The organism is Burkholderia sp. KBS0801, from assembly GCF_005937855.2.
Taxonomy (GTDB): domain Bacteria; phylum Pseudomonadota; class Gammaproteobacteria; order Burkholderiales; family Burkholderiaceae; genus Burkholderia; species Burkholderia ambifaria.
On record NZ_CP042177.1, the window covers coordinates 2,724,504 to 2,750,877 of the forward strand.

Sequence of the window (26,374 nt, forward strand, 5' to 3'; positions counted from 1 at the left end):
TTATTTTTATTGACCGCGGAAGCCTACATTAGTCCTGTCGCCGGATCGCCCGGCACACACGAACCAAGGAGCAGGACATGAACGCATCGAAACAGGTCGCCCTCGTCACGGGCTCGTCGCGCGGCATCGGCGCGGAAATCGCCCGCCGGCTCGCCCGGGACGGCTTCCGGGTCGTCGTGAACTACGCCGGCGGCGCCGGCCCGGCGCGCGAAGTGGTCGACGCGATCGCCGCCGACGGCGGCGAGGCCATCGCGGTACAGGCGGACATCGCCGACCCCGCGGCGGTGGCCGCGCTGTTCGATGCGGCCGAGCAGGCGTTCGGGCGCATCGACGTGGTCGTCAACAGCGCGGGCGTCATGAAGCTCGGTGCAATCGCCGACTACGACGACACGACGTTCGACCAGACCGTCGCGATCAACCTCAAAGGCACCTTCAACGTCAGCCGCGAGGCGGCAAAGCGCGTGCGCAGCGGCGGCCGCATCGTCAACCTGTCTTCGACGATGGTCGGCGTGCGTCTGCCCACCTACGGCGTGTACGTCGCGACCAAGGCGGCCGTCGAGGGACTGACGCAGGTCCTCGCGCAGGAAATGCGCGGCCGCGGCATAAGCGTGAACGCCGTCGCGCCGGGACCGGTCGCGACCGAGCTGTTCCTCGAGGGCAAGAGCCCCGAGCAGGTCGATCGCCTGGCGAAGATGAACCCGCTCGAGCGGCTGGGCCAGCCCGCGGACATCGCCGGCGTCGTCGCGTTCCTCGCCGGCCCCGACGGCGCGTGGGTCAACGGCCAGATCCTGCGCGCCAACGGCGGCATGTGCTGACCGCCGCAGCAACCGCGCGCACCACGCAAGGGCCGCCCGCCGTGGCCCGCTCCCACCCGCTTGCAGGAGATCGATCATGAAGGCATTCATTCTCGTCACGGGCGCGTCCAGCGGCTTCGGCCTGCTGACGGCCCAGGCACTCGCCCGCGCCGGCCATACGGTCTATGCGTCGATGCGCGAGAGCGCCGGCCGCAATGCGCCGCGCGTCGGCAACTGATCGCGCCGAGCGCCGGGCCGGCCGGCGCGCGTCAGTCTCGCTCGCAGAACCGGAGGATTGCCTGCGCGACCGCGGCCGGCGCCTCCCGCTGCGGAAAGTGCCCCACGCCGTCCAGCAACTGTCGCGCGTAGCGCCTCGTGAAGAACCGCTCGCGCCCGGCCGAGCTGTCCGGGTGGTTGCACGCATCCGCGCCGCCATGCAGCACGAGCGTCGGCACCGACAGCCGCGGCGCCGGGTTCAGCCGCGCGTCGTCGTCCGCATAGGCCGGCGTGCCGGGCGCGAAGCCCCACCGCTGCCGGTACGAATGCAGCACGACCTCGATCCAGTCGGGCCCGTCGAACGCCGTGGCAGCCGCGTCGAATTCCACATCGCGATACCAGCCCGGCGGCGACCACGTATCCCACATCAGGCGTGCGAACGCGCGCCGATCGTCGCGCAACGCCTGTTCGCCGCGCGGCGTCGCCATGAACCAGTGATACCAGTAATTGCGCGCCTGCTGCAGCGACAGCGGCTGCGCGGGATCGTTGGTGCCGTAGCCGACCGACAGCATCACCAGGTGCGACGCGACGCCGTCGCGCAGCCCGCACGCGTTCGCGACCGCGCGGGCGCCCCAGTCGTGTCCGACCAGCACGGGCCGCTTAAGGCCGAGCACGTCGACGAATTCCAGCAGGTCGCGCCCGAGCGCCGCGAGCTGGCCGCTGCGCGGCACCGTCGTATCGCGAAAACGGGTCGGCGCGAAGCCGCGCAGCGCGGGCGCGAGCACGCGGTAGCCGCGGACAGCCAGCGCCTGCGCGACCGTCTCCCAGCCGACCGGGCTGTCCGGCCAGCCGTGCAGCAACACGGCCACGCGTTCGCCGCGCGGATTCCATTCGAGATAGGCGAGTTCGAGCGACGCGGTCGTCGCGAATCGATAAGCGGTCATCGTGCACTCCGGTGAGGCGTCTGAAGGTCGATGATAGAGCCGCCTCTCATCACGATTCGCGGCGTATCATGATCCATTCTTTGAATATCACGTTGAATCGACCATGGAACCGACGACTGATCGCGCGTCGACCGCGCTCGACATCGCGCTGTTGCGCACCTTCCTCGAAGTCGTCGACAGCCGCGGCTTCGCGCCCGCCGCGGAGCGCCTCGCGCTGACGCCGTCCGCGGTCAGCGGCCATATCAAGCGGCTCGAGCAGGCGGCCGGCACGGTGCTGCTCGCGCGCACCACGCGCCGCGTCGCACTCACGCCGGCCGGCGACACGCTGTACGCGTATGCGCGCAACATCGTCGACATGGAGCGCGAGGTGCGTGCGCGGCTGCGCGGCGCGCCCGCGCATGGCCGGCTGCGCGTCGGCGCGTCGGAGGACTTCGCGGGCACGTGGCTGCCGCAGGTGTTGCGCACGTTCCGCGACAACCATCCGCGCACGTCGATCGAGCTGAAGGTCGGGATCACCGCGTCGCTGTTGCGCGAGCAAGCGCTGGGCCGGCTCGACGTCGTGTTCGGCAAGCAATGCCGGCAGGTCGACGCACCGGGCGAACTGCTGTGGGAAGAACCGCTCGTGTGGGCGTTCGCGTCGGATACGGCGCTTAACGCCGACGGCGACGTGCCGCTCGCGCTGTTTCCGGAGCCGTGCGTGTATCGGGAAGCCGCGGTGTCCGCGCTCGCCGCCGCGCTGCGGCCGTTTCGCGTGCTGTTCGAAAGCGGCAGCATGGCCGGGTGCGTATCGGCCGCGCTCGCCGGCTTCGCGGTCACGGCACTCGCGCGCAGCCAGTTGCGCGACGGCCTGCGCGCATGCGGGCCCGACGAAGGCCTGCCGGCACTGCCGGCCGCGCGCTTTCATGCGTTCGCGTCGAAGCGCGACGGTGCGGCAGCCGCGCTGATCGACGCGGTGCGGGCCACCGGGCGCAGCCGGCAGTTCGCCGCCCCGCCCGGCTGAACCCGCACGCCGCGGCCGCGACGCCCTTCGCAGGTCTCTCGCACCTGCCGATCGCGGTCGGCGCACGCGAGCGCGGCGCCCCTTCAGTCGCCGCGCGCGGCCGCGCCCGTGTCGTTCAGCGCATCCGCCATCAACTCCCCGAACCACTCGATGAACGCGTTGAGCCGCCGCGACCGGTGCCGGCGATGCGGATACACGGCCGACACGTCCATCGGCGCGGCGCGATGGCCGGGCATCACCTCGACCAGCGCACCGCTGTCGAGCAGGTGCACGACGTCGAAGCGCGGAATCTGGATCAGCCCCATCCCGGCGATGCAGCTCGCGATATACGTTTCGGCGTTGTTGACGATCACGCGGCTCGGCAGCGCCAGCGTGTGCTGCCCGCCATCCGCGCAGTATTCCCAGCCGAGTTCGCGCCCGGTCGTCGGCGACGCATAGCCGATCGCCCAATGTCCGTGCGCGAGCGCATCGGGATGCTCGGGCACGCCGCATTCGCGCAGGTAGTCGGGGCTCGCGCAGTTGATCAGCGCGAACTGCCCGAGCGGCCGCACGACGAGGCTGCTGTCCGCGAGCCGCCCGACCCGGATCGCGCAGTCGACGCCCTCCTGCACGAGATCGATCGTGCGGTCCGTCGAGCCGAGCGACAGTTGCAGCTTTGGGTGGCGGCGAAACAGCGACGGCAGTGCCGGCGCGATCACGCGGCGCGCGATCCGGCTCGGCGCATCGACGTTCAGCCGCCCGACCACGTCGCGATCGCGACGCCGGAACAGCCGGTCAAGTTCGTCGGCTTCCGCGAGCAGGCGCCGGCCGCGCTCGAGCAGCAGCGCGCCGTCGGCGGTCAGCTGGACCTGCCGCGTCGTGCGGTGCAACAGGCGCGTGCCGAGCGCCGTCTCGAGTTGCTGGACAGCGGCCGACACGGTCGCGCGCGGCACGTCGAGCGCATGCGCGGCCTTGATGAAGCTGCCCATCTCGGCAACCTGAAGGAAGATTCTGACCTGGTCCAGCTTGTCCATCGGAGCAAAACGTAAGTTCGGACGACCGTCGCCGGCACCCGCCGCATGGCGCGGCCGAGCCCGGCGGCACAGGAAAAGCGGGCGCGCGGCTTCGTGCCCGCGCGCCCGTCCATTGTCCATGCAAAAGGTCCATTGCGGGCGGCCGCGCGCACGCGGCGACCGCCGGCGCGGCCCATTACTTGGTCGTATAACCGCCGTTGATCAGGATCGTCTGGCCGGTGATCCACCAGCCGTCGGTCACGAGATGACGGATGAACGGCACGACGTCCTCGATGTCGGTGAGGCCCGTCTTGCTGAACGGCGACAGCGCGGCCGCCGTCTTGTGATACGCGACCGCGTCGGCGCCTTCGGCCGGATAGAAGAACGGCGTGTCCATCGGCCCCGGCCCGACCGCCGTCACCGAGATGCCGCGCGCGCCGTACTCCTTCGACGCGGCGCGCGTGAAGTGCTCGACCGGCGCCTTCGACCCTTCGTAGGCCGCATAGAACGGCGTGAACGCGCCGAGCAGCGACGTCACGAGCGTGACGAGCTTGCCGTGATCCTCGAGGTGCCGCCCCGCCTCCTTGATGAAGAAGAACGCCGACTTGCTGTTCACCGCGAACATCTCGTCGTATTCGGCCTCGGAGATGTCGGTGAACGGCTTCTTCAGCACCTTGCCGACGGTATTGATCGCGATGTCGATCTTGCCGAAGCGCTGCTTCGCGTCGTCAAACAGTTTCTCGACTGCAGTGGCCGTCGTCAGGTCGGCCTGGAACGTCGCGGCTTGCGCGCCGGCCGCGCGCACGGCGGCAGCCGTCTCTTCGGCCTGCGCCTGCGACGCCGCGCTGTTGTAGTGAATCGCCACCGCCTTCGCGCCGTGGCCAGCCAGGTCCCGGGCGATCAGGCCACCGAGATTCTTGGCGCCGCCTGCGATCAGGACGACCTTGTCTGCGAGCGTGTGAGTCGCCACGGTTGACTCCTTTCAACGTTGAATGAAGCTACGAGTGTAGGCACGCAGGACGCGACGGTCAGCCGGGCACGGCTGGATGAATTATCCAGAAAAACGATCCAATCATTCGGCTGGAATGGTGAGCTGCCGCACTGACGGCGGCCACTCGATCTGCTCGACGCGGCACGTTGGCGGCGGCCTGCCGGCCGAACAGCAGCGAATCGAATGGCATGACTTTCCGTGAAGAACGAACGCGCGCAGCGCGCCGGGCGCTTCCCGGCGCGAGCGCGTTCGTGCCGGCGCCGGCACGCCGCTTGATAGAATGCGCGCGCTATGGATCTCGAAAGCATTCTCTACACGCAGGGCTTCGGCTCGCGCCGCCAGTGCCGCGGCCTGATCGAAACGGGTCGCGTCAGCGTCGCGGGCGCGAGCGCGACCGACCCCGACGCGTCGTTCGACACCGACGGCCTCGTATTCACGGTCGACGACACCGCATGGCCGTTCCACGCCCGCGCGTATCTCGCGCTCAACAAGCCGGCCGGCTACGAGTGTTCGCGGGACCCGCAACACCACGCGAGCGTGTTCAGCCTGCTGCCCGCGCCGCTCGTCGCCCGCGGCGTGCAGTGCGTCGGCCGCCTGGACCAGGACACGACGGGCCTGCTGCTGCTGTCCGACGACGGCCAGTTCGTGCACGCATACACGTCGCCCAAGCGCAAGGTGCCGAAGACCTACGTCGCGACCGTGCGCCACCCGCTCGACGACACCCAGCTGAACGCGCTGCGCGCCGGCGTGCAGCTCCACGGCGAGCCGAAGCCGATCGCGGCGGTCGCTGCCCACGCGCGCGACACGCACGCGCTGGCGCTGACCGTCCTCGAAGGCAAATATCATCAGGTGAAACGCATGGTCGCCGCGGCCAGCAACCGCGTCGAGGCGCTGCACCGCGAAAGCATCGGCGGCTTCACGCTGCCGGACGACCTCGCGCCCGGCGCGTGGCGCTGGCTCGGGGAAAGCGACCTGTCAGCGCTGCGCGATCCCGTCAAAACCCTCTAAGGGAAAATCCGCACGACCGTTCGGTGTCTGACCGCATCGCGACCGCACGATCCCCCGCTATACTGAAATCACAAGCTGTACGAGCAGCGATGCAGGGGGAGACACATCATGAACATCAATCATTCGTTGGAACTGTCGTACGTGATGATCGCGTTCGCGGTCATGGGCGTCATCGTGATCGGCGCACTGCTGGCCATGATGCACAGGAAGCACAAATACAGTCCGAACCTGATCGGCGCACTGATCGGCGCGCTGCTGTGCTTCCTGCTGATCGAGGCGCTACCGGCGCTGACCTGACGCGTCGCGCGGCGCGAGCGTTTGAAGGAATTCGTCTACGGTCGGGTAGCGCAACGTCACGCACAATTCGGTCTTGAGGCGTGCATTGGACAGGCGCCGCGATTCGCGCATGAACGACAGCAGCGTCGGCTCGAGCTGATGCTCGGCGTTCGCGCGGCTGATGCGCGGCGGCGGCGGCAGGCCGAACACCCGCGCGACCCGGTCGAAATACTCTCCCATCCGCAGTTCGCTGTCGTCCGACGCGTGCACGGCTCGCGCCGGCTTGCCGCGCACGGTCGCGCGGCGCAGGATCGTCGCGAGATCGTCCGCGTGGATGTGATTCGTGTAGACGTCGTCGGCCGCGACGAGCGCCGGCGTGCCGCGCTCGAGCCGCGCGAGCGGTAGCCGGTTCGCCGCATAGATGCCGGGAATGCGCACGATGCGCGCGGACAACGCGCCGCGCACCGTCGCCGCCCGCAGCTGACGCTCGGCCGACACGCGCCGGAACGCGCGCGGATTCGCGGGTCGCACGGGCTGCGTTTCGTCGATTCGCGCCCCGCCGCAATCGCCGTATACGCCCGTCGTGCTGGCATAGACGAGCGTCGGCACGCGAAGGGCGTCGGGTACAATACGCGCTGCCCGACCGGGCGCGCCGGCCTGTCGGGTCGCGGCGCGCAGCGTGCGAAGCCGGCCGACCGCGGACACCGACGGTGCGGCGGGTCGCCGCGCAGGCACGGACAGTGCGGCGATCAGCGCACGGGTGCGGCGATCGTCGCTGCCGTCGGACTGCGGCGGCGCCAGATGCAGGATCGTGCGGGCGAGCCCGGCGATCCGTCCGAGCGTCGCGCGGCGATCGAGGTCGCCGACGATCGGCGTCGCGCCTGCCGCGCGCAATTCGTCGCAGCGGCCCGGATGGCTCGTCAGCGCGACGATGCGCAGGTCGCGGCGCGCGGCGCGCCATTGCGCGACGCAGCGCAGGCCGACGTCGCCGCAGCCGACGATCAGTGCGCGCGGGCGGCGCAGGATTCGAGTCGCGATCATGTTGGTTGCGAAATCAGTAGCCACCGTTGCGCGGCGCGCAACGGGTTTGCATTGTAGCTGCCGTGCGCGACATGCACGGTCCCCACATTTTGTTCTATTTGGTTCTATGGCATTCAACGTTACTCTCAAGCAAAGCGGCCGGCAGTTCCAGGTCGAGTCGGACGAAACCGTGCTGGCGGCGGCGCTGCGCCAGAACGTCCATCTGCCGTACGGGTGCAAGAACGGCGCGTGCGGCTCCTGCAAGGGCCAGATCGTGTCGGGCCAGATCGAACAGGGCCCGCATGCCGCGTCCGCACTGTCCAACGACGAGCGCACGCGCGGCCTCGCGCTGCTGTGCTGCTCGAAGGCGCAATGCGACCTCGAGATCGACGTGCGTGAGATCGCCGGCGTCGACGGCGTGCAGGTGAAGAAGCTGCCGTGCCGGATCGCCGCGCTCGAGCGCCGCGCCGACGACGTGATGGTCGTGAAGCTGCAGCTGCCCGCCAACGAACGCCTGCAGTACCTCGCGGGCCAGTACGTCGAGTTCATCCTGAAAGACGGCTCGCGCCGCAGCTACTCGATGGCGAACGCGCCGCACGAGGAAGGCCCGGTCGAGCTGCATATCCGCCACATGCCGGGCGGGAAGTTCACGGATCACGTGTTCGGCGCGATGAAGGAGCGCGACATCCTGCGCTTCGAAGGCCCGCTCGGCACGTTCTTCCTGCGCGAGGATTCCGACAAGCCGATCGTGCTGCTCGCGTCGGGCACCGGCTTCGCGCCGATCAAGGCGATCATCGAGCACGTGAAGCACACGGGCATCACGCGCCCGATGACGCTCTACTGGGGCGCGCGCCGCAAGAAGGATCTCTACCTCGGCGAACTCGCCGAGCAATGGGCGCGCGAGATCCCGAACTTCAAGTACGTGCCGGTGCTGTCCGAGCCGGACAACGCCGACCAGTGGACCGGCCGCACCGGCTTCGTCCACCGCGCGGTGATCGAGGATCTGCCCGATCTGTCGGGCCACCAGGTGTACGCATGCGGCGCGCCGGTGATGGTCGAATCCGCGCAGCGCGACTTCACGCAGCACCACGCGCTGCCGGCCGACGAGTTCTACGCGGACTCGTTCACGAGCGCCGCCGATCTCGCGCATCCGGTCTGAGCACCGGGCGCGCCCGCGCCTGCCGCTGCGCGCCGCCGTGTCACATCCGTGGCATCGCGGCGGTTTACAGTGGGGCGCGGGATGCCTTATGCTTGCGCACATGAACCGCTTCCTGTCCGCTCTCCGACGTCGCCGCTCGCCGCTCCGCCCGGATGCCGCCGGCTCGTCACGGACTCGCGCGTAACCCTCCTCGCTTCACCGGTTACGCACAAGCTGTTCGATCCACCAGCCACGGCCTTCCGTGGCTTTTTTATTGCCCGTTTCCCTTTCAACGCCCGCTGGAGTCTGTTGCCATGCCCCTGAACGATTACCCGATCGACTCGCTGATGTACATCACGAACCGCCCCGACATCGTGTTTACGCACGGCAAGGGTTCGTGGCTCTACGATCACACGGGCAAGCGCTATCTGGACTTCATCCAGGGTTGGGCCGTCAACAGCCTCGGCCACTGCAACGATGGCGTGGTCGAAGCGCTGAAGACCCAGGCGGAAAAGCTGCTGAACCCGTCGCCAGCGTTCTACAACGAGCCGATGGCGAAGCTCGCCGGGCTGCTCACGCAGCACAGCGTATTCGACAAGGTGTTCTTCACGAACAGCGGCGCCGAGGCCAACGAAGGCGCGATCAAGCTCGCGCGCAAGTGGGGCCGCAAGTTCCGGAACGGCGCGTACGAGATCATCACGTTCGACCACAGCTTCCACGGCCGCACGCTCGCGACGATGTCGGCCAGCGGCAAGCCGGGCTGGGACACGATCTACGCGCCGCAGGTGCCGGGCTTCCCGAAGGCCGAACTGAACAACATCAACTCGGTCGAGAAGCTGATCACCGACAAGACCGTCGCGGTGATGCTCGAGCCGATCCAGGGCGAAGGCGGCGTGATTCCGGCGACGCCCGAGTTCATGCGCGAGCTGCGCGCGCTGACGAAGCAGCACAACCTGCTGCTGATCGTCGACGAAGTGCAGAGCGGCTGCGGCCGCGCGGGCACGCTGTTCGCGTACGAGCTGTCCGACATCGAGCCGGACATCATGACGCTCGGCAAGGGTATCGGCAGCGGCGTGCCGCTCGCGGCGCTGCTGTCGAAGGCCGACGTCGCGGTATTCGAGGCCGGCGACCAGGGCGGCACGTACAACGGCAACCCGCTGATGACGGCGGCCGGCTATTCGGTAATCTCGCAACTCGTCGCACCCGGCTTCCTCGAAGGCGTGCGGGCGCGCGGCGAATATCTGAAGCGCAAGCTGCTCGAGCTGTCGGAGGAGCGCGGCTTCGAGGGCGAACGCGGCGAAGGCCTGCTGCGCGCGCTGCTGCTCGGCAAGGACATCGGCCCGCAGATCGTCGAGAAGGCGCGCGACATGCAGCCCGACGGCCTGCTGCTGAACGCGGCGCGCCCGAACCTGCTGCGCTTCATGCCCGCGCTGACCGTGACGACCAACGAAATCGACCAGATGATGGCGATGCTGCGGTCGATCCTCGACACGCTCTAAGGAGACCGCCGCGATGGATGCCGCCGCCGATGCTGTTGCCATCCGCCCGTTCGAACGCGCCGATACCGATGCCGTGCTGGCGGTCTGGCGCGACGCATTCCCGCAGTACGACGAAGCCGGCGCGCCGCCGCACCGCGATCCGCTGCGATCGATCGAGCTGAAGCTCGCGACGCAGCCGGAGCTGTTCTTCGTCGCGACCTGCGGCGCGCGGGTGGTCGGCACGCTGATGGCGGGTTTCGACGGACATCGCGGCTGGCTCTATTCGTTCGGTGTGTCGAACGACGCACGGCGACTCGGCATCGGCCGCGCGCTGATCGCGCATGCGGAACGCGCGCTCGCCGCGCGCGGCTGCCTGAAGATCAATCTGCAGGTGCTGCCCGGCAACGACGATGCATGCCGCTTCTATGCGGCGCTCGGCTATCGCGTCGAGGAACGCATCTCGTTCGGCAAGACGCTGCCGGCCGCCTGACGACGCCGGCAATCGCCGTCGTCAGCGCGTGATCGGCCCCGCGTCCGGCAGCGGATTGCCGAGCGCGTCGGTCGGCACGGCCTGCTTCTCGAACGCCGCGAAATACGCGGCCCATTGCGTCTCGCTCACGCGCACGATCAACGCGCCGTCCTGCCACACGTCGTTGTGATCGTTGTGGTCGTTGCCCGCGCGGTGCAGGTAGTTCGAGCCCGTCGAACCCTGGTTCATGTGCGTGTCGTGGATGCCGTTGCCTTGCGCATACGTGCGGCCGAACACGACGACGTCGAGCTCCTGCGACTGCGCGGCGTTGACGAGCCGCAGCAGCGACGGAATCGGCTCAGCGCTCTCGGTGCCGTCCATCACGGCGCTCGCACGCCATGCGCCCGTCTCGTTCAGGATGTCGCTGCGCAGATAGTCGAGCGCCGGCAGCGCCGTTTGCCCGGTCAGATCCGTATAGCCTTCGGCCGCGGCCGCGAGCATCGCCGTGACCGGATGATGGAAATCGTAGACGAGCTTGTAGTTCAGCAGGTCGTCCGCGTCGTTGGTGCCGACGTTGATCGCGACGTCCCAGTCGCCCGTCGGCAACGCGAGCGTCAGGTGAATGTGATACTGGATCTCGCTGCCGTGCGGCGAGCCCTTGAGCTTCGCCACCGACGTCACCTTCGCCTTCACGAAACCGTAGTCCAGACTCATGCGTGCTCTCCGTGTCCCGATGGATCGACCATGCTACGCAGCCCGCGTGTCGGTTTGCGGACGGCCGGTTGCGGACGGCCGGTTGCGGACGGCCGGTGTCACTATCGAATCAATGGAGTCGCATCCGCGCGCACAGTTCGCCGTCGGGCGCGCCGCACGAAAAAAAGGCTGTCACGGAATCCCGTGACAGCCTTTCGAAAGCCCTGGCGCGACACGCCGGCATCCGCCGCCGCGCCGCCCCGGGCCCGCTCATTCACCCAGATACGCAGCCCGCACCTTCGGATCGTCCAGCATCTGCTTCGCATCGCCTTCCATCGTGACCGTGCCGGAGTCCATCACGTAGCCGCGGTCGGCCGCCTGCAGCGCGAGGCGCGCGTTCTGCTCGACCAGCAGCACCGTGATGCCTTCCTTCGAGATCTCGCGCACCACTTCGAAGATCTTCTCGACCATGATCGGCGACAGGCCCATCGACGGCTCGTCGAGCAGCAGCAGCTTCGGCTTGGACAGAATCGCGCGCGACATCGCCAGCATCTGCTGCTCGCCGCCCGACAGCGTGCCGGCCAGCTGCGTCGCCCGCTCCTTCAGACGCGGGAAGAAGCCGAACATCCGGTCGACGTCCTTCTTGATCTGCTCGTTGTCGTTGCGCAGGTACGCGCCCATCTGCATGTTCTCGATGATCGACATCCGCGCGAAGATCCCGCGGCCTTCCGGCACCATCGCGAGGCCGCGCTTGAGCAACTCGTGCGACGGCACGCCCTTGATCGACTTGCCGTCGTACTCGATGTCCCCCGCCGAATACGGCTTCAGACCCGTGATCGCCTTCATCGTCGTGGTCTTGCCTGCGCCGTTCGCGCCGATCAGCGTCACGAGCTCGCCCTGACGGACTTCCAGGTCAACGCCCTTGACGGCCTGGATGCCGCCGTAGTTGACCTGCAAGCCCTTGATTTTCAACATTGCCGCTGCCATCAGTGCACCCCTGCGCCGAGATATGCCTCAATCACCTTCGGATTCTTCTGCACGTCCTGCGGCAGACCCTCGGCGATCACCTTGCCGTAATCGAGCACCGTCATCCGGTTGCACAGACCCATCACGAGCTTCACGTCGTGCTCGATCAACAGGATCGTGCGGCCGTCCGAACGGATCTTGTCGAGCAGGCGCGTGAGTTCGACCTTCTCGGTCGCGTTCATCCCGGCCGCCGGCTCGTCGAGCGCGAGCAGCTTCGGGTCGGTGGCAAGGGCCCGCGCGATTTCCAGACGGCGCTGGTGGCCGTACGACAGGTTGCGCGACGTGTAGTCCGCGTACTGCAGCACGCCGACGTATTCGAGCAGCTCGATCGCACGCTCCTTGATCTCGCGCTCTTCCTTGCGCTCGGCCGGTGTCTGGAACACCGCGCCCAGCAGCCCATGCTTGGTGCGCACGTGGCGGCCCACCATCACGTTCTCGAGTGCGGTCATCCCGCCGAACAGGCGGATGTTCTGGAACGTGCGCGCGATGCCCGTCTTCGCGACCTGGTGCACCGCGGTCGGCTTGTATTCCGTGCCATCGAGCTTGAACTCGCCGGAGTCCGGCGTGTAGAGGCCCGTGATCACGTTGAAGAACGTCGTCTTGCCGGCGCCGTTCGGGCCGATCAGCCCGTAGATCTCGCCTTCCTTGATCTCGAGGCCGACGTCGGACAGTGCCTGCAGCCCGCCGAAGCGTTTGTTCACGCCCTGCACGGACAGTCGGATTTGCTTGTCGCTCATGTGTGTATCCCCTGTGTCCGTCGATTAAGCGCGCACCGGCTTCTTGCTGGCGCGCTTCGCCAGTTTCGCGATCTTGTCCTCATGCTTCGGCGCGGGCCACAGGCCTTCCGAGCGGTACAGCATGATGATCACCATCGCGAGGCCGTACAGCGCCTGACGGATCACTTCCGTATCGACGATGTCATGACCGAACAGCGCATGCTGCAGCGGGCTCATCGTCGAGCGCAGGAATTCCGGGAAGATCGCGAGCAGCACCGCGCCCAGGATCACGCCCGGGATGTGGCCCATGCCGCCGAGCACCACGCAGGCGAGCACGACGATCGATTCCCAGAACGTGAACGATTCCGGCGACACGAAGCCCTGGAACGAACCGAACATCGCGCCCGACAGGCCGCCGAACGATGCGCCCATCGCGAACGCGAGCAGTTTCACGTTACGGGTGTTGATGCCCATCGCCTTCGCCGCGATCTCGTCTTCGCGGATTGCCGCCCACGCGCGGCCGATACGCGAGTGCTGCAGGCGCGTACAGATCCAGATCACCAGCAGCGAGCAGAGCACGAACAGGTAGTAGTACATGTACACCGACGGCAGCTGGAAGCCGAACAGCGTGTGCGTCTGCGACAGGTTGAAGCCGCCGACATGCACCGGATCGATGCCCGTGATCCCCTTCGGGCCGTTGGTGATGTTCACCGGACGGTCGAGGTTGTTCATGAAGATCCGGACGATTTCACCGAAGCCGAGCGTCACGATCGCCAGGTAGTCGCCGCGCAGGCGCAGCGTCGGCGCGCCGAGCAGGATCCCGAAGGTGGCCGCCAGCGCCATCGCGATCGGCACGATCAGCAGGAACGGGATGTGCAGCCCGTTCGGCGCGAGCGCCGCGATCCACTCGAATTGCGAGGTGAGGTGCGGCGAGCTCAGGAGCGCCGCCGTGTACGCGCCCACCGCATAGAACGCGATGTAGCCGAGGTCGAGCAGGCCGGCGAAGCCGACCACCACGTTAAGACCCAGCGCGAGCATCACGTACAGCATCGCGAAGTCGAGCACGCGGACCCAGTAGTTGCCGCCGGCCGAGCCGATGATGATCGGCGCCGCGATCACGAAGACCGCGGTCAGGATGCCGATGATGACCGTCTTGGTGATGTTGCGTTCTTCGACGAGCGACGTCGAGGATTCGATCGGTTGAATGGATGTCATGTTGTTTGCTCCCCTTCCGTTACGCGCGATCCGCGACACGTTCGCCCAGCAGGCCCGACGGACGGAACACCAGCACGATGATCAGCACGATGAAGGCGAACACGTCCTGGTAGTTACTCCCGAATACGCCGCCCGTGAGGTTGCCGATGTAGCCGGCACCGAGCTGCTCGATCAGGCCGAGCAGCACGCCGCCCACCATCGCGCCGCCGAGGTTGCCGATACCGCCGAGCACCGCCGCCGTGAACGCCTTCATGCCGGGGATGAAGCCCATGTAGAAGTGCACGTTGCCGTATTCGGACGCGATCATCACGCCGGCCAGCGCGGCGAGCGCGGAGCCGATCATGAACGTCGCGGAAATCACGAAGTTCGGGTTCACGCCCATCAGGCTGGCCGTGTTCGGGCTTTCGGCGATCGCGCGCATCGCGCGGCCGAGCTTGGTCTTGTGCACGAGCAGCAGCAGGCCGCCCATCACGATGAACGCCACCGCGATGATCACGATTTCAGTGACCGAGATCACGGCGCCGGGCGTCGTGTCGGTCGCCTTGATCACGTTGATCGGATCGGTCGGCAGCAATTGCGGGAACGGCAGCGGGTTGCGCGACCAGATGATCATCGCGGCCGTCTGCAGCAGGATCGACACGCCGATCGCGGTGATCAGCGGCGCGAGGCGCGGCGCGCGGCGCAGCGGCCTGTACGCGACGCGCTCGATCGCGAAACCGACGAACGCACAGACAACCGCCGCAATGCCCAGGCCGATCGTCAGCGTCGCGACGTTGCCGAGTCCGGGAAAATGGTTCTGCAGCACGGTGATGGCCGACAGCGCAACCATCGCGCCGATCATCAGCACGTCGCCGTGCGCGAAGTTGATGATGCCGAGAATGCCGTACACCATCGTGTAGCCCAACGCGATGATGGCGTACACACTGCCGAGCACCAGCCCGTTGAGAACCTGCTGGACGAAAATATCCATTTAAAGCTCCTTGGCCCATGCTGCCGGAGGACGTTGCGCCCCGCGGGTAAGCGAGGAATCGCGCCTTCTCGGCGACACTGCGGGTACTAGTCGATACCGGTAAGGGTGGATCGTCCCGGCGCGCGCCGCCCGGCCTGTACGGCCGGACCTGCCGCCGGAGCGGATACAAAAACGGCACCGCACTGTTCCGGTGCCATCGAGGTCCTGTCGCTAAATCGTCACGACATCGAGGACGGTGTACTTGGCCTCCTTGAAGTCGTAGGGCAGCGTGCCGAAACGGCCGGCCTCCGGTTTCCCGAAGTCCACGCCTTTTTCCGTCCGGGCCGGGGCGAACCCCGCGTCCGGGCAGATCAGGTTCCGCGCCGCGTCGCCCGCGTGCTCGACCACCTTGACGGCGCACATGCCATTGCCGCCAGGGATTTGCGCTCCGATGCAGGACGCCGGCGCCTCTTTGGCAAGCCGGCCGTCCGCTGCCGCCCGCGCGGCGCCCGAACGGGCATCGCGAAGGTGGCGTCCCACTTTCGTCAGGACTGCATCGGAATTCGTGAAACGAAGCACGCCGCCCGCCGCGCCGCGGGTCGCGGCGACATGCCGTTTCGTCGAATCGAAATGAAAGGGGATCACTGACATCTGCACGCTGCCTGTGTTGCCCCGAAACCCGGGCGTCCGTCGTATGACGCGCCCTGCTGCCGCCGCATCACGGTCGGCGGCTCGTTGTCGGGCGACCCACGTGCCCGTCGCCCGGTTGGCCGCAGCGCTGCCGGCGAATGCTGCCCGCCGTGCCGAATGCATGCCGATCTTCGGGCCCTGCGCGTTGAAATCCTCGATCGCCAAACGTGCCCCGTTATCCTTGTCACCGTCCGATTGCGCCATGCGGCACGCCGCCGGCGTCGCACGACCGGTTTCGGCAGCGTGCACGTCGCTGCCCGCCGGTACTGCGTCTGCCGCAGCCTCCCCACCCGCCCTGTCGTCGCTCTTTTTGCTGCGACCGGCAAGCATTGCAACCGGTGCGGCGACGAACCTGGCGTAAGCCAACTTCACATGCATCGAATAGGTCTCCCGCGCCTTCCCAAAACCCGATTTCAAAGCCATTCCGGCTTGAAAACGGGCGCATTGTAACTCCATTTACAGGACGCCAATATTCCTGATTCGATGGGGTTTTCCTGCATTGCAACCAATTTTGAGAGACGGTTAAGCGCGGGCATAGCAACCGGGTTGCACTATTAATGTGAATAATGGTTGCGATGTCGTTTTTCACGACGCAAAAAAAGCGCGCCCGGAGGCGCGCTTTTGGAGTACCGCGGGTGCGATGCGGCAATCAGACGGCGGGCGGCAGATTCAGGCCGCGCGGCAGCGGGAACGACACGTTTTCCTCGATGCCGTCGAGCGCGCGCACGTTGCGCACGCCGAGCTCGCGCAGCCGTGCGATCACGGCCTGGGCGAGCACTTCGGGCGCCGATGCGCCGGCCGTCACGCCGATGCGGCGCTTGCCGGCGACCCACGCGGGATCGATCTGGTCGGGCGCGTCGACCATGTACGCGGCCACGCCGCGCTTCTCGGCCACTTCGCGCAGGCGGCTCGAATTCGAGCTGTTCGGGCTGCCGACGACGATCACGACGTCGCACTGCGGCGCCATGAACTTCACCGCATCCTGGCGATTCTGCGTCGCGTAGCAGATGTCCTGCTTCTTCGGCTCGCGGATCTTCGGGTACTTCGACTTCAGCGCGCCGATGATCTCGGCCGCGTCGTCGACGGACAGCGTCGTCTGCGTGACGAGCGCGATGCGCTCGGGATCGGCGAGCTCGAGCTTCTGGACATCTTCGACGCTTTCGACGAGATGCATGCCGCGCTCGACCTGCCCCATCGTGCCCTCGACTTCCGGATGGCCCTTGTGGCCGATCATCACGATGTCGACGCCGTCCTGGCGCATCTTGGCCACTTCGACGTGCACCTTCGTGACGAGCGGGCAGGTTGCGTCGTAAATGCGCAGCCCGCGCACGTCCGCTTCGTCGCGCACGGCCTTCGACACGCCGTGCGCGCTGAAGATCACGGTGTTGCCGGCCGGCACTTCCTCGAGTTCCTCGACGAAGATCGCGCCTTTCTTCTTCAGATCCTCGACCACGTACTTGTTGTGGACGATCTCGTGACGGACGTAGATCGGCGCACCGTGCATCGCGATCGCGCGCTCGACGATCTCGATGGCGCGGTCGACCCCTGCGCAGAAGCCGCGCGGCTGGGCCAGCAGGATTTCGGCATCGGCGGCGACGGTCTGCCCGGACAGCGTATCGGTGGTACTCATGATTACAGGATTCCGATGATTTTCACTTCGAACGTGAGCGCCTGGCCCGCGAGCGGATGATTGAAGTCGAACAGCGCCGAGGTTTCGCTGACTTCCTTCAGCACCCCTGCATAGCGGCCGCCGTCCGGCGCGTTGAACTCGATCAGTTCGCCCGGCGTGAAATCGTCGCCGACCATCCCGTTCTCGCGCAGCGTCGACAGCGTCACGCGCTGGAGCATGTCGGGATTGCGGGGACCGAACCCCTGCTCGGGCGTTAGCTGATAAGTCGAATGGTCGCCGACCCGGAGCCCGATCAGAATCTGTTCCAGCGAGGGCGCCAGTTGCCCCGCGCCGAGCAGCAGCGTGGCGGGCTTGTCGGAGAAGGTGTTGACGATGTCGGCGCCGTCGGCCAGTGCAAGCCGGTAATGCAGCGTGACATGGGAACCGGGCTTCACTTCGGATAGATCGATGAGGCTCATGAATGACTCGTGTTCGTCGGCGCCCGAACTGGCCGAAAGGCCCGGCGCAAAGCCAATATTGTAAGTCACCTGAGCGCGCAAGGCTGAAAGTGCGACGACGTCGCATCCACGCCCGCCGCCAATGGAGTTTCGCTCATGCTGTCACCTTGTCTCGCCGTCCCGGCGACCGAATGTCGCGACCCCGCCGATGCGCCGGCCGCTCCAGCCCGCCACACGGGCCCGGCCCGGCCGCGCAAGCGCCGCCCGCGAAACTGGAAGCCGCATCTGCCGCGCGAACGGTTGCTGGAACGCGGGCCGGCCGCGCTGACCGACGCGGAGCTGATCGCGCTGCTGCTCGGCACCGGCGGCGGCGGCCGCGACGTATTCGCCAGCGCCCGCGCGCTGCTCGCCCGGTTCGGCGACTCGCTGCGTGACATGCTCGATGCGGAGCCGGATGTGTTCGCCACGCACCCGGGCATCGGCACGGCGCGCTCGGCGGTGCTGATCGCCGTGACCGAGATCGCGCGGCGCGCGCTGGTGGAAAAAGCGCGCGAGCGGCTGCAGATCGATTCGCCGGGCGCGGTCGAGGATTATCTGCGGCTCAGGATCGGCACGCGTCCGCACGAAGTGTTCGTCACGCTGTACCTCGATGCCCGTCACGGCCTCATCGACGTGGAAGAAAGCGCCCGCGGCTCGCTCACGCGGATGGCCGTCTATCCGCGCGAGATCGTGCGGCGCGCGCTCGTGCTGAATGCCGCGGCGCTGATCATCGCGCACAACCACCCGTCCGGCGCGGTGCAGCCGAGCGCCGAAGACCGGCGCCTGACTCGCGTGCTTCACGAGGCGCTCGCGCTCATCGATGCGAAGCTGCTCGATCACGTGGTCGTCGGCACCGCCGATACATTTTCGTTCGCGCGTGCCGGTTGGCTGTAGACTGTGGCCCGGCGACCCGCCCTGGGGCGCCGCGACGATGAAGCGAAATTGGGTTTGATTTTTCTGAACTTTTTCTGCTAGAATCATCGTCTGTCTTTTTTCCAACCAGTTCTAGCCATCGAAGGGCCTTGTCTGTAAGGGCTTCGGCGTTCTGAGTGCAGCCATGGATCACGTGGCGGTACGATGGAACCTTCATCGGCGATCGAACCCCGAATTTAGCGTATTAGGAGTGCTCTCATGGCACGCGTATGCCAAGTAACTGGGAAAGCGCCGATGAGCGGCAACAACGTTTCCCACGCCAACAACAAGACCAAGCGTCGCTTCCTGCCGAACCTGCAAAACCGCCGGTTCTGGGTAGAGAGCGAAAACCGCTGGGTGCGCCTGCGCGTCTCGAACGCCGGCCTGCGCCTGATCGACAAGAACGGCATCGATTCCGTGCTCGCTGACCTGCGCGCACGCGGCGAAGCCTAAGCCCAAGGAGCACAATCATGGCAAAAGGCGCACGCGACAAGATCAAGCTCGAGTCGACCGCTGGCACGGGTCACTTCTACACGACCACGAAGAACAAGCGCAACATGCCGGAAAAGATGGCGATCAAGAAGTTCGATCCCGTCGTCCGCAAGCATGTGGAATACAAAGAAACCAAGATCAAGTAATCTCCGGTTTCTGTAGCCTGACGGCGACCAAAAAGCCCCGCACATGCGGGGCTTTTTGTTTTGCGCATACGCGCGCGGGCCCGACGCGGTATGCTCTCCCCTTTCCGCGGCCATGGCCGACGGAACGCACAAGATCTAAAGCGTAACGATGGAGATGCAGCATGAAATTCGACGTGGCGATCGTCGGCAGCGGCCTGGCAGGGCTGTCGGTCGCACTCAACCTGGCCAGCACGCGACGTGTCGCGCTGATCGCGAAACGTTCGATGATGGAGGGGGCGAGCGATAACGCGCAAGGCGGCATCGCGGCTGTCCTCGACTCGGCGGACAGCATCCAGAACCACGTCGACGACACGCTGGTCGCCGGCGGCGGGCTGTGCGACGAAGGCGCGACGCGCTACATCGTAGAGCACGGCCGCGAAGCCATCGAATGGCTGATCTCGCAAGGCGTGCCGTTCACGAAGGACGATGCGGCCGAACTCGGCTTCCATCTGACGCGCGAAGGCGGCCACAGCCACCGCCGGATCATCCATGCGGCCGACGCGACCGGCCATGCGGTGCTCGCGACGCTGTCCGACCGCGCGCGCCAGCATCCGAACATCACGTTCTTCGAAAACCACCATGCAATCGACCTGATCACGTCGGACCGGCTCGGCCTGCCCGGCCGTCGCTGTCACGGGCTGTATGCGCTCGACGTCGACAACGACCGCACGATCACGATCGAGGCGCCGCACACGGTGCTCGCGACCGGTGGTGCCGGCAAGGTCTACCTGTACACGACGAACCCCGACACCGCGACCGGCGACGGCATCGCGATGGCATGGCGCGCGGGCTGCCGCGTGTCGAACATGGAATTCATCCAGTTCCACCCGACCTGCCTGTTCCATCCGTATGCGAAATCGTTCCTGATCTCGGAGGCCGTGCGCGGCGAAGGCGGGTTGCTGAAGCTGCCGGACGGCACGCGCTTCATGCCCGCGCACGATCCGCGCGCGGAACTCGCGCCGCGCGACATCGTCGCGCGCGCGATCGACTTCGAGATCAAGAAGCGCGGGATCGACTGCGTGTATCTCGACATCAGCCATCAGCCGGAAGCGTTCCTGCGCGAACACTTCCCGACGATCCACGCTCGCTGCCTCGAATTCGGCATCGACATCGCCCGGCAGCCGATTCCGGTCGTGCCGGCCGCGCACTACACGTGCGGCGGCGTCGTCACCGACCTCGCGGGGCGCACCGATCTCGCGGGCCTGTATGCGGTCGGCGAAACGTCGTACACGGGGCTGCACGGCGCGAACCGGCTCGCGAGCAACTCGCTGCTCGAATGTCTCGTGATCGGGCGCGCGGCGGCCGAGGCGATCGAGGCAGCCGGCTTCGACGCCCAAACGCCGGCCACGCTGCCCGCATGGGACGAAAGCCGCGTGTCGGATGCGGACGAGGAAGTCGTCGTGGCGCACAACTGGGACGAGCTGCGCAGGCTGATGTGGAACTACGTCGGCATCGTGCGTACCGACAAGCGTCTCGAACGCGCGAAGCACCGCTTGTCGCTGCTGCGCGACGAGATCCATGAGTACTACGCGAATTTCCGCGTGACGCGCGACCTGCTCGAACTGCGCAATCTGGTCGACGTCGCGACGCTGATCGTGAAGAGCGCCTACTCGCGCCGCGAAAGCCGCGGGCTGCACTACAGCCGCGACTGGCCGCACACGCTGCCCAAGGCGCTGCCGAGCGTGCTCACGCCGCGCTCGCGCCGCTGACCGGCACGCCCTTCCCGGGGCGGCCACCATACAGAAAAAGGCCGTTGGCGCTTGCACGCCAACGGCCTTTTTCGTCAGACGACATGCCGCGAGGTCAGTCGACGATCCGCATCGAATAGTCGGTCGCGCGCACGTCCTTCGTCAGCGCGCCGATCGAGATGCGGTCGACGCCCGTTTCCGCGAACGTGCGCACCGTATCGAAATTGACACCGCCCGACACTTCGAGCACGGCCTTGCCGGCCGCAACGCGCACCGCTTCGCGCATCATGTCGAGCGTAAAGTTGTCGAGCAGCACCGATTGCGCGCCATGCGCGAGCGCCGTGTCGAGCTGCGCGAGCGTCTCGACTTCGATCTGCACCGGCACGCCCGACTCCAGCGCGAACGCCGCATCGAGGGCTTCGCCGACGCCGCCGGCTGCTGCGATATGGTTTTCCTTGATCAGGATGCCGTCGTACAGCGCGAGACGCTGGTTCTCGCCGCCGCCGACCCGCACCGCGTACTTCTGCGCGAGCCGCAGGCCCGGCAGCGTCTTGCGCGTATCGAGGATCTTCGCGCGCGTGCCTTCGACGCGATCGACGTAACGGCGCGTCGCGCTCGCGACGCCCGACAGCAGTTGCAGGAAATTCAGCCCGTTGCGCTCGGCCGTCAACAGTGCCCGCGCCGGTCCTTCGAGCTCGCAGACGGTCGAATCCGGCGTCATCCGCTCGCCTTCGCGATAGCGCCACTGCACGACGATCGACGGATCGATCCGCGCGATGACGGCCTCGAACCACGGCACGCCGCACAGCACCGCTTCCTCGCGCACGATGATGCGCGCGCGGCGCCGCTCGCCGGCCGGCACGAGCCGCCCGGTCTGGTCGCCGGTGCCGACGTCTTCGGCGATCGCATCGGCCACGTTGCGCGCGATCGCTTCGTCGAATGCCGCGCCGTACTGTGCGCGGACGGCGTCGAACAGCGGGGAGACTGCGGTCGTCACGGCGCCTTCCGGCGCGCCACTCTCAAGCAATGCGGCCTTCCCTTCGGAAGGCGCCGTGCCTGGGACCAGCGTGAGCGCCGCAGCGCCGGCTTCGGAGGACAGCGAACGGATGTGGGCGCGGGAGTCGTTCATTACGCTGCCCCCACGTTCGCGAACAGTTGCTGGTCGCGCTGCAGATCGCCGCTCGCCTGCACGCGCTTCTTGTGCGCCGCTGCGAAATCGAGCATCCGGTCGATCGGCAGACGCGCACGCACGCCGATCGCGGGATCGACAAAGATCTCGTTGTGACCGCGCTCGAGCACGTCGGCGAGGTTCGCGAGGCCGTTCATCGCCATCCACGGGCAATGCGCGCAGCTCTTGCAGGTCGCACTGTTGCCGGCTGTCGGCGCGGCGATGAAGGTCTTGCCGGGCGCCGCGAGCTGCATCTTGTGAAGGATGCCGAGATCGGTCGCGACGATGAAGTGCGTCGCGTCGAGCTTCACGGCTGCGTCGATCAGTTGCGTGGTCGAGCCGACGACGTCCGCCTGCGCGACGACGTTTTCCGGCGACTCGGGATGCACGAGCACCTTGGCGCCCGGATATTCCGCGCGCAGCAGGTCGAGCTCGATGCCCTTGAATTCGTCGTGGACGAGGCACGAACCCTGCCACAGCAGCATGTCCGCGCCGGTTTTCTTCTGGATGTAGCTGCCGAGATGGCGATCGGGTGCCCAGATGATCTTCTCGCCCCGTGCGTGCAGGTCGGCGACGATCTCGAGGCCGATCGACGACGTGACCATCCAGTCCGCGCGCGCCTTCACGGCGGCGCTGGTGTTCGCGTAGACGACGACCGTGCGATCGGGATGGGCATCGCAGAACGCGGAGAATTCGTCGGCCGGGCAGCCGAGATCGAGCGAGCAGGTCGCATCGAGGTCGGGCATCAGCACGCGTTTGCCGGGGCTCAGGATCTTCGCGGTTTCGCCCATGAAGCGCACGCCGGCGACGACGAGCGTCTGCGCGTCGTGGTCACGGCCGAAACGGGCCATTTCGAGCGAATCGGCGACGCAGCCGCCTGTTTCGTCGGCCAGTTCCTGCAGCTCGGCATCCACGTAGTAGTGGGCGACGAGCACGGCCTTTTCCCGTGCGAGCAGCGCCTTGATGCGCGCCTTCAGTGCAGCGCGTTCCTCGGCGGACGGCGCGTCGGGCACCTTGGCCCATGCTTGTCCCACGCCGCACACGGTCCCTGCTGCGACGGGCCGGTCGTACTCGACGGGTTTGATCGTCGATTGCATCTCCATATCTCCTGTCGACCAGAGTTGGCGCTTTAGCGCTTACTCTGGTCCCATGCTTCGCGGTCGGCCAGAGTTGGCGCTTTAGCGCTTACTCTGGCCCCATGCTTCGCGGTCGACCAGAGTTAGTGCTTTAGCGCTTACCCATGGTCCCATGGGGCATCGAATCCACTGCCCCAAGCCTCATACCAATCCACCCTGCCGATCGGCCATCAAAAACCGGCGGCCCAAATGAAAAAACCCCGCCAACGCGGGGTTTGTGACGTCCTTAGATTCTAATCGATTTCGAATCAGGCGTAGCGACGCAGACGTGTCGCGAATTCCTGCAGCGCCTTGATGCCGCTTTGTTCGGCGCGATGGCACCAATCCTGCAATTGCGCGAGCAGCTGTTCGCGCGATGCAGTCGAGCGATCCCAGATCGCGGCCAGATCCTGGCGCAGCTGGAAGTACGTCTGCAGCTTCTGGCTGTTCGCGAAGATTTCCGGCAGCAGCTTCTTCTGCGGCTCGTCGAGACCGTCGGCGTCCTTGTGGAACCACTTGCGCGCGCTGCGCATCAGCTGGTACTTCTCGCTCGCACCAAGCTCCTTCAGGTGCGCGAGCTCCTGGCGGTATGCACGCTTGACGGCCTTGCCGTAGCGCGCCATCACTTCGTAGCGGTTCGACAACACGGCCTGCAGCGTTTCCTGGTCGAGCACCGTCTTCGGCTTGTTCAGGCGCGGCGTCGGTGCGACCTTCTTCACCTTCGCGAGACCGAATGCCGACATGATGCGGATGTACATCCAACCGATGTCGAACTCGTACCACTTGTTCGACAGCTTCGCCGACGTCGCGAACGTGTGGTGGTTGTTGTGCAGTTCTTCACCGCCGATCACGATGCCCCACGGGAACAGGTTCGTGCTCGCATCGGCCGAGTTGAAGTTGCGGTAGCCCCAGAAGTGGCCGAAGCCGTTCACGACACCGGCGGCCCAGAACGGAATCCAGACCATCTGCACGGCCCACACGGTCAGACCGAGCACGCCGAACAGCGCGACGTCGAGCACCATCATCAGGCTCACGCCGAGGATCGGGTACTTCGAGTAGAGATTGCGCTCGATCCAGTCGTTCGGCGTGCCGTGGCTGAACTTGCGCATCGTTTCTTCGTTCTTCGCTTCCGCGCGATACAGCTCGGCGCCTTCGAGGAACACCTTCCAGATCCCGCGCGTCTGCGGGCTGTGCGGATCTTCCTCGGTCTCGCACTTTGCGTGGTGCTTGCGATGGATCGCGGCCCACTGGCCCGTCAGCATGCCGGTCGTCATCCACAGCCACATGCGGAAGAAATGGCTCGCGATCGGATGCAGCTCCAGCGCGCGGTGCGCCTGGCAGCGATGCAGGTAGACCGTCACGCCGATGATCGTGACGTGCGTGACGGCAAGCGCGAACAGCGCGACCTGCCACCACGAAAAACGCAGGAGCCCGTGGGAAAGAAAATCGAGCAGGGAATTCAACAAGGCAGTTACCTGTGGTGAGAGCGACGCCGGCGCCGGCCGACGTCATAAAAATGAAAGCATACCGCGTGTAGACCGGAATTTTACTTCAACCGTTCCAAGTCTTTGTAAAAAATGAATATTTTCTTGTGTTGACGCAAGGCGGACAGTCCATCTCCGGACCCGGAAAGCCCCGCGATCCCGTTCTGGCCGGTCAGATTTACCCGACTCGGAGCGACGCACCGCGCCTCGGGCCTTCTAGGCCGCCGACGCCTGCCCGTCCACCGTCCCGACGCCGGCCACGGGCAAGCCCTTCGCCACCACGCCAGTTGCCGCAAGACCATCGGGCAGGCCGACCACGCGCACTTCGCGCTGCGGGAACGGGATCGAGATCCCGTGCTCGCCGAACAGCCGCCAGATGTTGCGGTTCACGGCCGAACGCACGCCCGACGTGCCCGTCGCCGCATCCTCGATCCAGAAACCGAGCTCCAGATCGATCCCGTCCGCGCCGAAGCCGACCAGGTACGGGGCCGGCGCCGGCTCCGCGAGCACGCGCGGCACGATCTTCGCGGCCTCTGCCAGGACCGCCAGTGCCTGCTCGACGTCGTTCGTATAGGCGACCTGCACGGCGACCTTCGCGTAGCCGCGCGTCAGGTACGACGACTGGTTCTGCACGACGTCGGTGATCAGCTTCTCGTTCGGGATCAGCGTCTCGTTGCCGTCGAGGCCGCGCACGACCGTATAACGCGTGCGAATCTGCGTGACGACGCCCTGCAAGCCGCCGACGCTGATCGCGTCGCCGAGCCGCAGCGAGCGATCGAGCAGGATGATGAAGCCCGACACGTAATTGCTGGCGACCTTCTGCAGGCCGAAGCCGAGGCCGACGCCCAACGCACCGCCGAACACGCCGAGCACCGTCACGTCGATGCCGACGAGCGACAGCCCGATCAGGATCGCCGCGAACACCAGCAGCGCGCGGCCGACCCGCGACAGCACGACCTTCAGGTTCGCGTCGAGCGTGCTCGCGCGCGCGAGGCGATCCTCGAGCACCGAGCCGAGCCACATCGCGACCATCAGCGTCACGCACACCCACAGCGCGCCGGAGATCACCGACAGCAGCGTGAGATGCGCATTGGCCACGCGAAACTGCACGCTGTCGAGCCAGCCGAGCACGTCGCGCTGGATGCCGAGCACGGTCAGCACCATCGCGGCCCACACGATGGTCGACACGATCTTCTCGACGATCGACAGCCACGCATGCGTGTGGCCGTCGCGCGCGAACACGCGCCGCGCGAAGAAGAACAGCACGTAGATCAGCCCGATGCCGAACAGCGGCACGAGCGCGAGCGACAGCAGCGACGTCGACATGAACGGCTCGAACGCGAGCTGCGCGACGCCGACGAAAATGCCGCCGAACAACGGAAACAGCGCGCGCTTCAGGCTATCCGAGCCCGCCCCGGGCGCGCGTCCGGACGCCGTGCGGCGCGCATCGATCCGGCCGTGCACGAAGCGCGCGGCCAGCCAGGCGAAACAGAGTGCGCCGACGAGGATCGCCGCCTGCCAGATCATCACCGGCTGGTGGAAATCGCGAATCACCGAGGCCAGCCGGCGCGACAGCAGGCGGCTTTGCAGACTCTCCATCGTCCGTCCG

At 66.7% G+C, this 26,374-nt stretch carries 27 protein-coding genes and 1 pseudogene; 12 read left to right on the forward strand and 16 right to left on the reverse strand.

The genetic code is table 11. From position 1 onward, the window contains the following. Nucleotides 1–77: 77 nt before the first annotated feature. Both FFI87_RS12965 and FFI87_RS12970 read left to right on the forward strand, forming a co-directional pair. Nucleotides 78–815, forward strand: a complete 738-nt coding sequence (locus FFI87_RS12965; RefSeq protein ID WP_138847292.1) for an SDR family oxidoreductase — start codon at nt 78–80, stop codon at nt 813–815. Nucleotides 816–891: 76 nt separating this feature from the next. Continuing rightward, nucleotides 892–1,023: pseudogene (locus FFI87_RS12970) on the forward strand (SDR family NAD(P)-dependent oxidoreductase); the annotation flags it as partial. A gap of 40 nt (nt 1,024–1,063) precedes the next feature. Here FFI87_RS12970 and FFI87_RS12975 read toward each other — a convergent pair. Further along, entirely contained in the window at nt 1,064–1,954 is an 891-nt protein-coding gene (locus FFI87_RS12975; protein WP_138847291.1) for an alpha/beta fold hydrolase, read from the reverse strand. A 103-nt stretch (nt 1,955–2,057) separates the two neighbouring features. Here FFI87_RS12975 and FFI87_RS12980 point away from each other — a divergent pair, with 103 nt between their 5' ends. Further along, entirely contained in the window at nt 2,058–2,954 is an 897-nt protein-coding gene (locus tag FFI87_RS12980; RefSeq protein WP_138847290.1) for a LysR family transcriptional regulator, read from the forward strand. Between the two features lie 83 nt (nt 2,955–3,037). Here FFI87_RS12980 and FFI87_RS12985 read toward each other — a convergent pair whose 3' ends face one another. Together FFI87_RS12985 and FFI87_RS12990 are read right to left on the reverse strand one after the other, a co-directional pair. Further along, complete coding sequence (locus FFI87_RS12985; protein WP_138847289.1) at nt 3,038–3,967, reverse strand: LysR family transcriptional regulator; 930 nt, start codon at nt 3,965–3,967, stop codon at nt 3,038–3,040. Between the two features lie 175 nt (nt 3,968–4,142). Beyond that, on the reverse strand, nt 4,143–4,916 hold the full coding sequence (locus FFI87_RS12990) for an SDR family oxidoreductase (protein ID WP_138847288.1): 774 nt from the start codon (nt 4,914–4,916) through the stop codon (nt 4,143–4,145). A gap of 312 nt (nt 4,917–5,228) precedes the next feature. On the opposite strand from FFI87_RS12990, the gene FFI87_RS12995 reads away from it, so the two are divergent. Next, complete coding sequence (locus FFI87_RS12995) at nt 5,229–5,945, forward strand: pseudouridine synthase (RefSeq protein WP_138847287.1); 717 nt, start codon at nt 5,229–5,231, stop codon at nt 5,943–5,945. A 108-nt stretch (nt 5,946–6,053) separates the two neighbouring features. After that, nucleotides 6,054–6,242: a hypothetical protein gene (locus FFI87_RS13000; RefSeq protein ID WP_011657697.1), complete on the forward strand. Its 189-nt coding sequence runs from the start codon at nt 6,054–6,056 to the stop codon at nt 6,240–6,242. On the opposite strand, the gene FFI87_RS13005 is transcribed toward FFI87_RS13000, so the two are convergent. Continuing rightward, nucleotides 6,225–7,262 carry an NAD-dependent epimerase/dehydratase family protein gene (locus tag FFI87_RS13005; protein ID WP_138847286.1) on the reverse strand — a complete coding sequence of 346 codons (1,038 nt, stop codon included), beginning with the start codon at nt 7,260–7,262 and terminating at the stop codon, nt 6,225–6,227. The genes FFI87_RS13000 and FFI87_RS13005 overlap by 18 nt on opposite strands. A 106-nt stretch (nt 7,263–7,368) precedes the next feature. Here FFI87_RS13005 and FFI87_RS13010 point away from each other — a divergent pair, with 106 nt between their 5' ends. The 3 genes from FFI87_RS13010 (at nt 7,369) to FFI87_RS13025 (ending at nt 10,347) form a co-directional block, all read left to right on the forward strand. Further along, on the forward strand, nt 7,369–8,400 hold the full coding sequence (locus tag FFI87_RS13010; protein WP_012364503.1) for a CDP-6-deoxy-delta-3,4-glucoseen reductase: 1,032 nt from the start codon (nt 7,369–7,371) through the stop codon (nt 8,398–8,400). Nucleotides 8,401–8,693: 293 nt separating this feature from the next. Next, the gene (locus FFI87_RS13020) at nt 8,694–9,878 is read left to right on the forward strand and encodes an acetylornithine transaminase (RefSeq protein WP_138847285.1); all 1,185 of its coding nucleotides are present in this window, start codon (nt 8,694–8,696) and stop codon (nt 9,876–9,878) included. 13 nt (nt 9,879–9,891) lie between these two features. Continuing rightward, nucleotides 9,892–10,347: a GNAT family acetyltransferase gene (locus tag FFI87_RS13025; protein ID WP_059531751.1), complete on the forward strand. Its 456-nt coding sequence runs from the start codon at nt 9,892–9,894 to the stop codon at nt 10,345–10,347. Between the two features lie 21 nt (nt 10,348–10,368). Here FFI87_RS13025 and FFI87_RS13030 read toward each other — a convergent pair whose 3' ends face one another. The 8 genes from FFI87_RS13030 to FFI87_RS13065 form a co-directional block, all read right to left on the reverse strand. After that, complete coding sequence (locus tag FFI87_RS13030) at nt 10,369–11,040, reverse strand: DUF2278 family protein (protein WP_138847284.1); 672 nt, start codon at nt 11,038–11,040, stop codon at nt 10,369–10,371. Between the two features lie 249 nt (nt 11,041–11,289). Continuing rightward, nucleotides 11,290–12,006: an ABC transporter ATP-binding protein gene (locus tag FFI87_RS13035; protein ID WP_012364507.1), complete on the reverse strand. Its 717-nt coding sequence runs from the start codon at nt 12,004–12,006 to the stop codon at nt 11,290–11,292. Next, nucleotides 12,006–12,782 (reverse strand): ABC transporter ATP-binding protein, encoded by a 777-nt coding sequence (locus FFI87_RS13040; RefSeq protein WP_006750047.1) that lies wholly within the window; start codon nt 12,780–12,782, stop codon nt 12,006–12,008. The genes FFI87_RS13035 and FFI87_RS13040 overlap by 1 nt, the downstream gene beginning before the upstream one ends. A gap of 24 nt (nt 12,783–12,806) precedes the next feature. Further along, complete coding sequence (locus FFI87_RS13045) at nt 12,807–13,976, reverse strand: ABC transporter permease subunit (protein ID WP_012364508.1); 1,170 nt, start codon at nt 13,974–13,976, stop codon at nt 12,807–12,809. A 19-nt stretch (nt 13,977–13,995) separates the two neighbouring features. Continuing rightward, the gene (locus tag FFI87_RS13050) at nt 13,996–14,946 is read right to left on the reverse strand and encodes a branched-chain amino acid ABC transporter permease (protein ID WP_006757318.1); all 951 of its coding nucleotides are present in this window, start codon (nt 14,944–14,946) and stop codon (nt 13,996–13,998) included. A gap of 210 nt (nt 14,947–15,156) precedes the next feature. Further along, nucleotides 15,157–15,993, reverse strand: coding sequence for a branched-chain amino acid ABC transporter (locus FFI87_RS13055; protein WP_138848466.1), 837 nt, complete (start codon nt 15,991–15,993; stop codon nt 15,157–15,159). 271 nt (nt 15,994–16,264) lie between these two features. Further along, a complete protein-coding gene (gene ispH / locus FFI87_RS13060) occupies nt 16,265–17,245 on the reverse strand; it encodes a 4-hydroxy-3-methylbut-2-enyl diphosphate reductase (RefSeq protein WP_006750051.1) in 981 nt (326 codons plus the stop codon). Nucleotides 17,246–17,247: 2 nt separating this feature from the next. Further along, the gene (locus FFI87_RS13065; RefSeq protein WP_006750052.1) at nt 17,248–17,703 is read right to left on the reverse strand and encodes a peptidylprolyl isomerase; all 456 of its coding nucleotides are present in this window, start codon (nt 17,701–17,703) and stop codon (nt 17,248–17,250) included. Nucleotides 17,704–17,838: 135 nt separating this feature from the next. Here FFI87_RS13065 and radC point away from each other — a divergent pair, with 135 nt between their 5' ends. The 4 genes from radC to nadB all read left to right on the forward strand — a co-directional run bounded on the left by radC (nt 17,839) and on the right by nadB (nt 21,019). Next, nucleotides 17,839–18,615, forward strand: a complete 777-nt coding sequence (gene radC, locus FFI87_RS13075) for a RadC family protein (RefSeq protein ID WP_012364510.1) — start codon at nt 17,839–17,841, stop codon at nt 18,613–18,615. 237 nt (nt 18,616–18,852) lie between these two features. After that, nucleotides 18,853–19,086: a 50S ribosomal protein L28 gene (gene rpmB / locus FFI87_RS13080; RefSeq protein WP_004186391.1), complete on the forward strand. Its 234-nt coding sequence runs from the start codon at nt 18,853–18,855 to the stop codon at nt 19,084–19,086. A gap of 17 nt (nt 19,087–19,103) precedes the next feature. After that, on the forward strand, nt 19,104–19,271 hold the full coding sequence (gene rpmG / locus FFI87_RS13085) for a 50S ribosomal protein L33 (protein WP_006478046.1): 168 nt from the start codon (nt 19,104–19,106) through the stop codon (nt 19,269–19,271). A 161-nt stretch (nt 19,272–19,432) separates the two neighbouring features. Next, nucleotides 19,433–21,019: an L-aspartate oxidase gene (gene nadB / locus FFI87_RS13090; protein WP_011657708.1), complete on the forward strand. Its 1,587-nt coding sequence runs from the start codon at nt 19,433–19,435 to the stop codon at nt 21,017–21,019. 94 nt (nt 21,020–21,113) lie between these two features. Here nadB and nadC read toward each other — a convergent pair whose 3' ends face one another. The 4 genes from nadC to FFI87_RS13115 form a co-directional block, all read right to left on the reverse strand. Beyond that, nucleotides 21,114–21,995 carry a carboxylating nicotinate-nucleotide diphosphorylase gene (gene nadC, locus FFI87_RS13095; RefSeq protein WP_138847283.1) on the reverse strand — a complete coding sequence of 294 codons (882 nt, stop codon included), beginning with the start codon at nt 21,993–21,995 and terminating at the stop codon, nt 21,114–21,116. A 131-nt stretch (nt 21,996–22,126) separates the two neighbouring features. Then, on the reverse strand, nt 22,127–23,263 hold the full coding sequence (gene nadA, locus FFI87_RS13100) for a quinolinate synthase NadA (RefSeq protein ID WP_138847282.1): 1,137 nt from the start codon (nt 23,261–23,263) through the stop codon (nt 22,127–22,129). A 287-nt stretch (nt 23,264–23,550) separates the two neighbouring features. Further along, nucleotides 23,551–24,747, reverse strand: coding sequence for an acyl-CoA desaturase (locus FFI87_RS13110; protein ID WP_012364513.1), 1,197 nt, complete (start codon nt 24,745–24,747; stop codon nt 23,551–23,553). 234 nt (nt 24,748–24,981) lie between these two features. Continuing rightward, nucleotides 24,982–26,364, reverse strand: a complete 1,383-nt coding sequence (locus FFI87_RS13115; RefSeq protein ID WP_138847281.1) for a mechanosensitive ion channel family protein — start codon at nt 26,362–26,364, stop codon at nt 24,982–24,984. Nucleotides 26,365–26,374 lie beyond the last annotated feature (10 nt).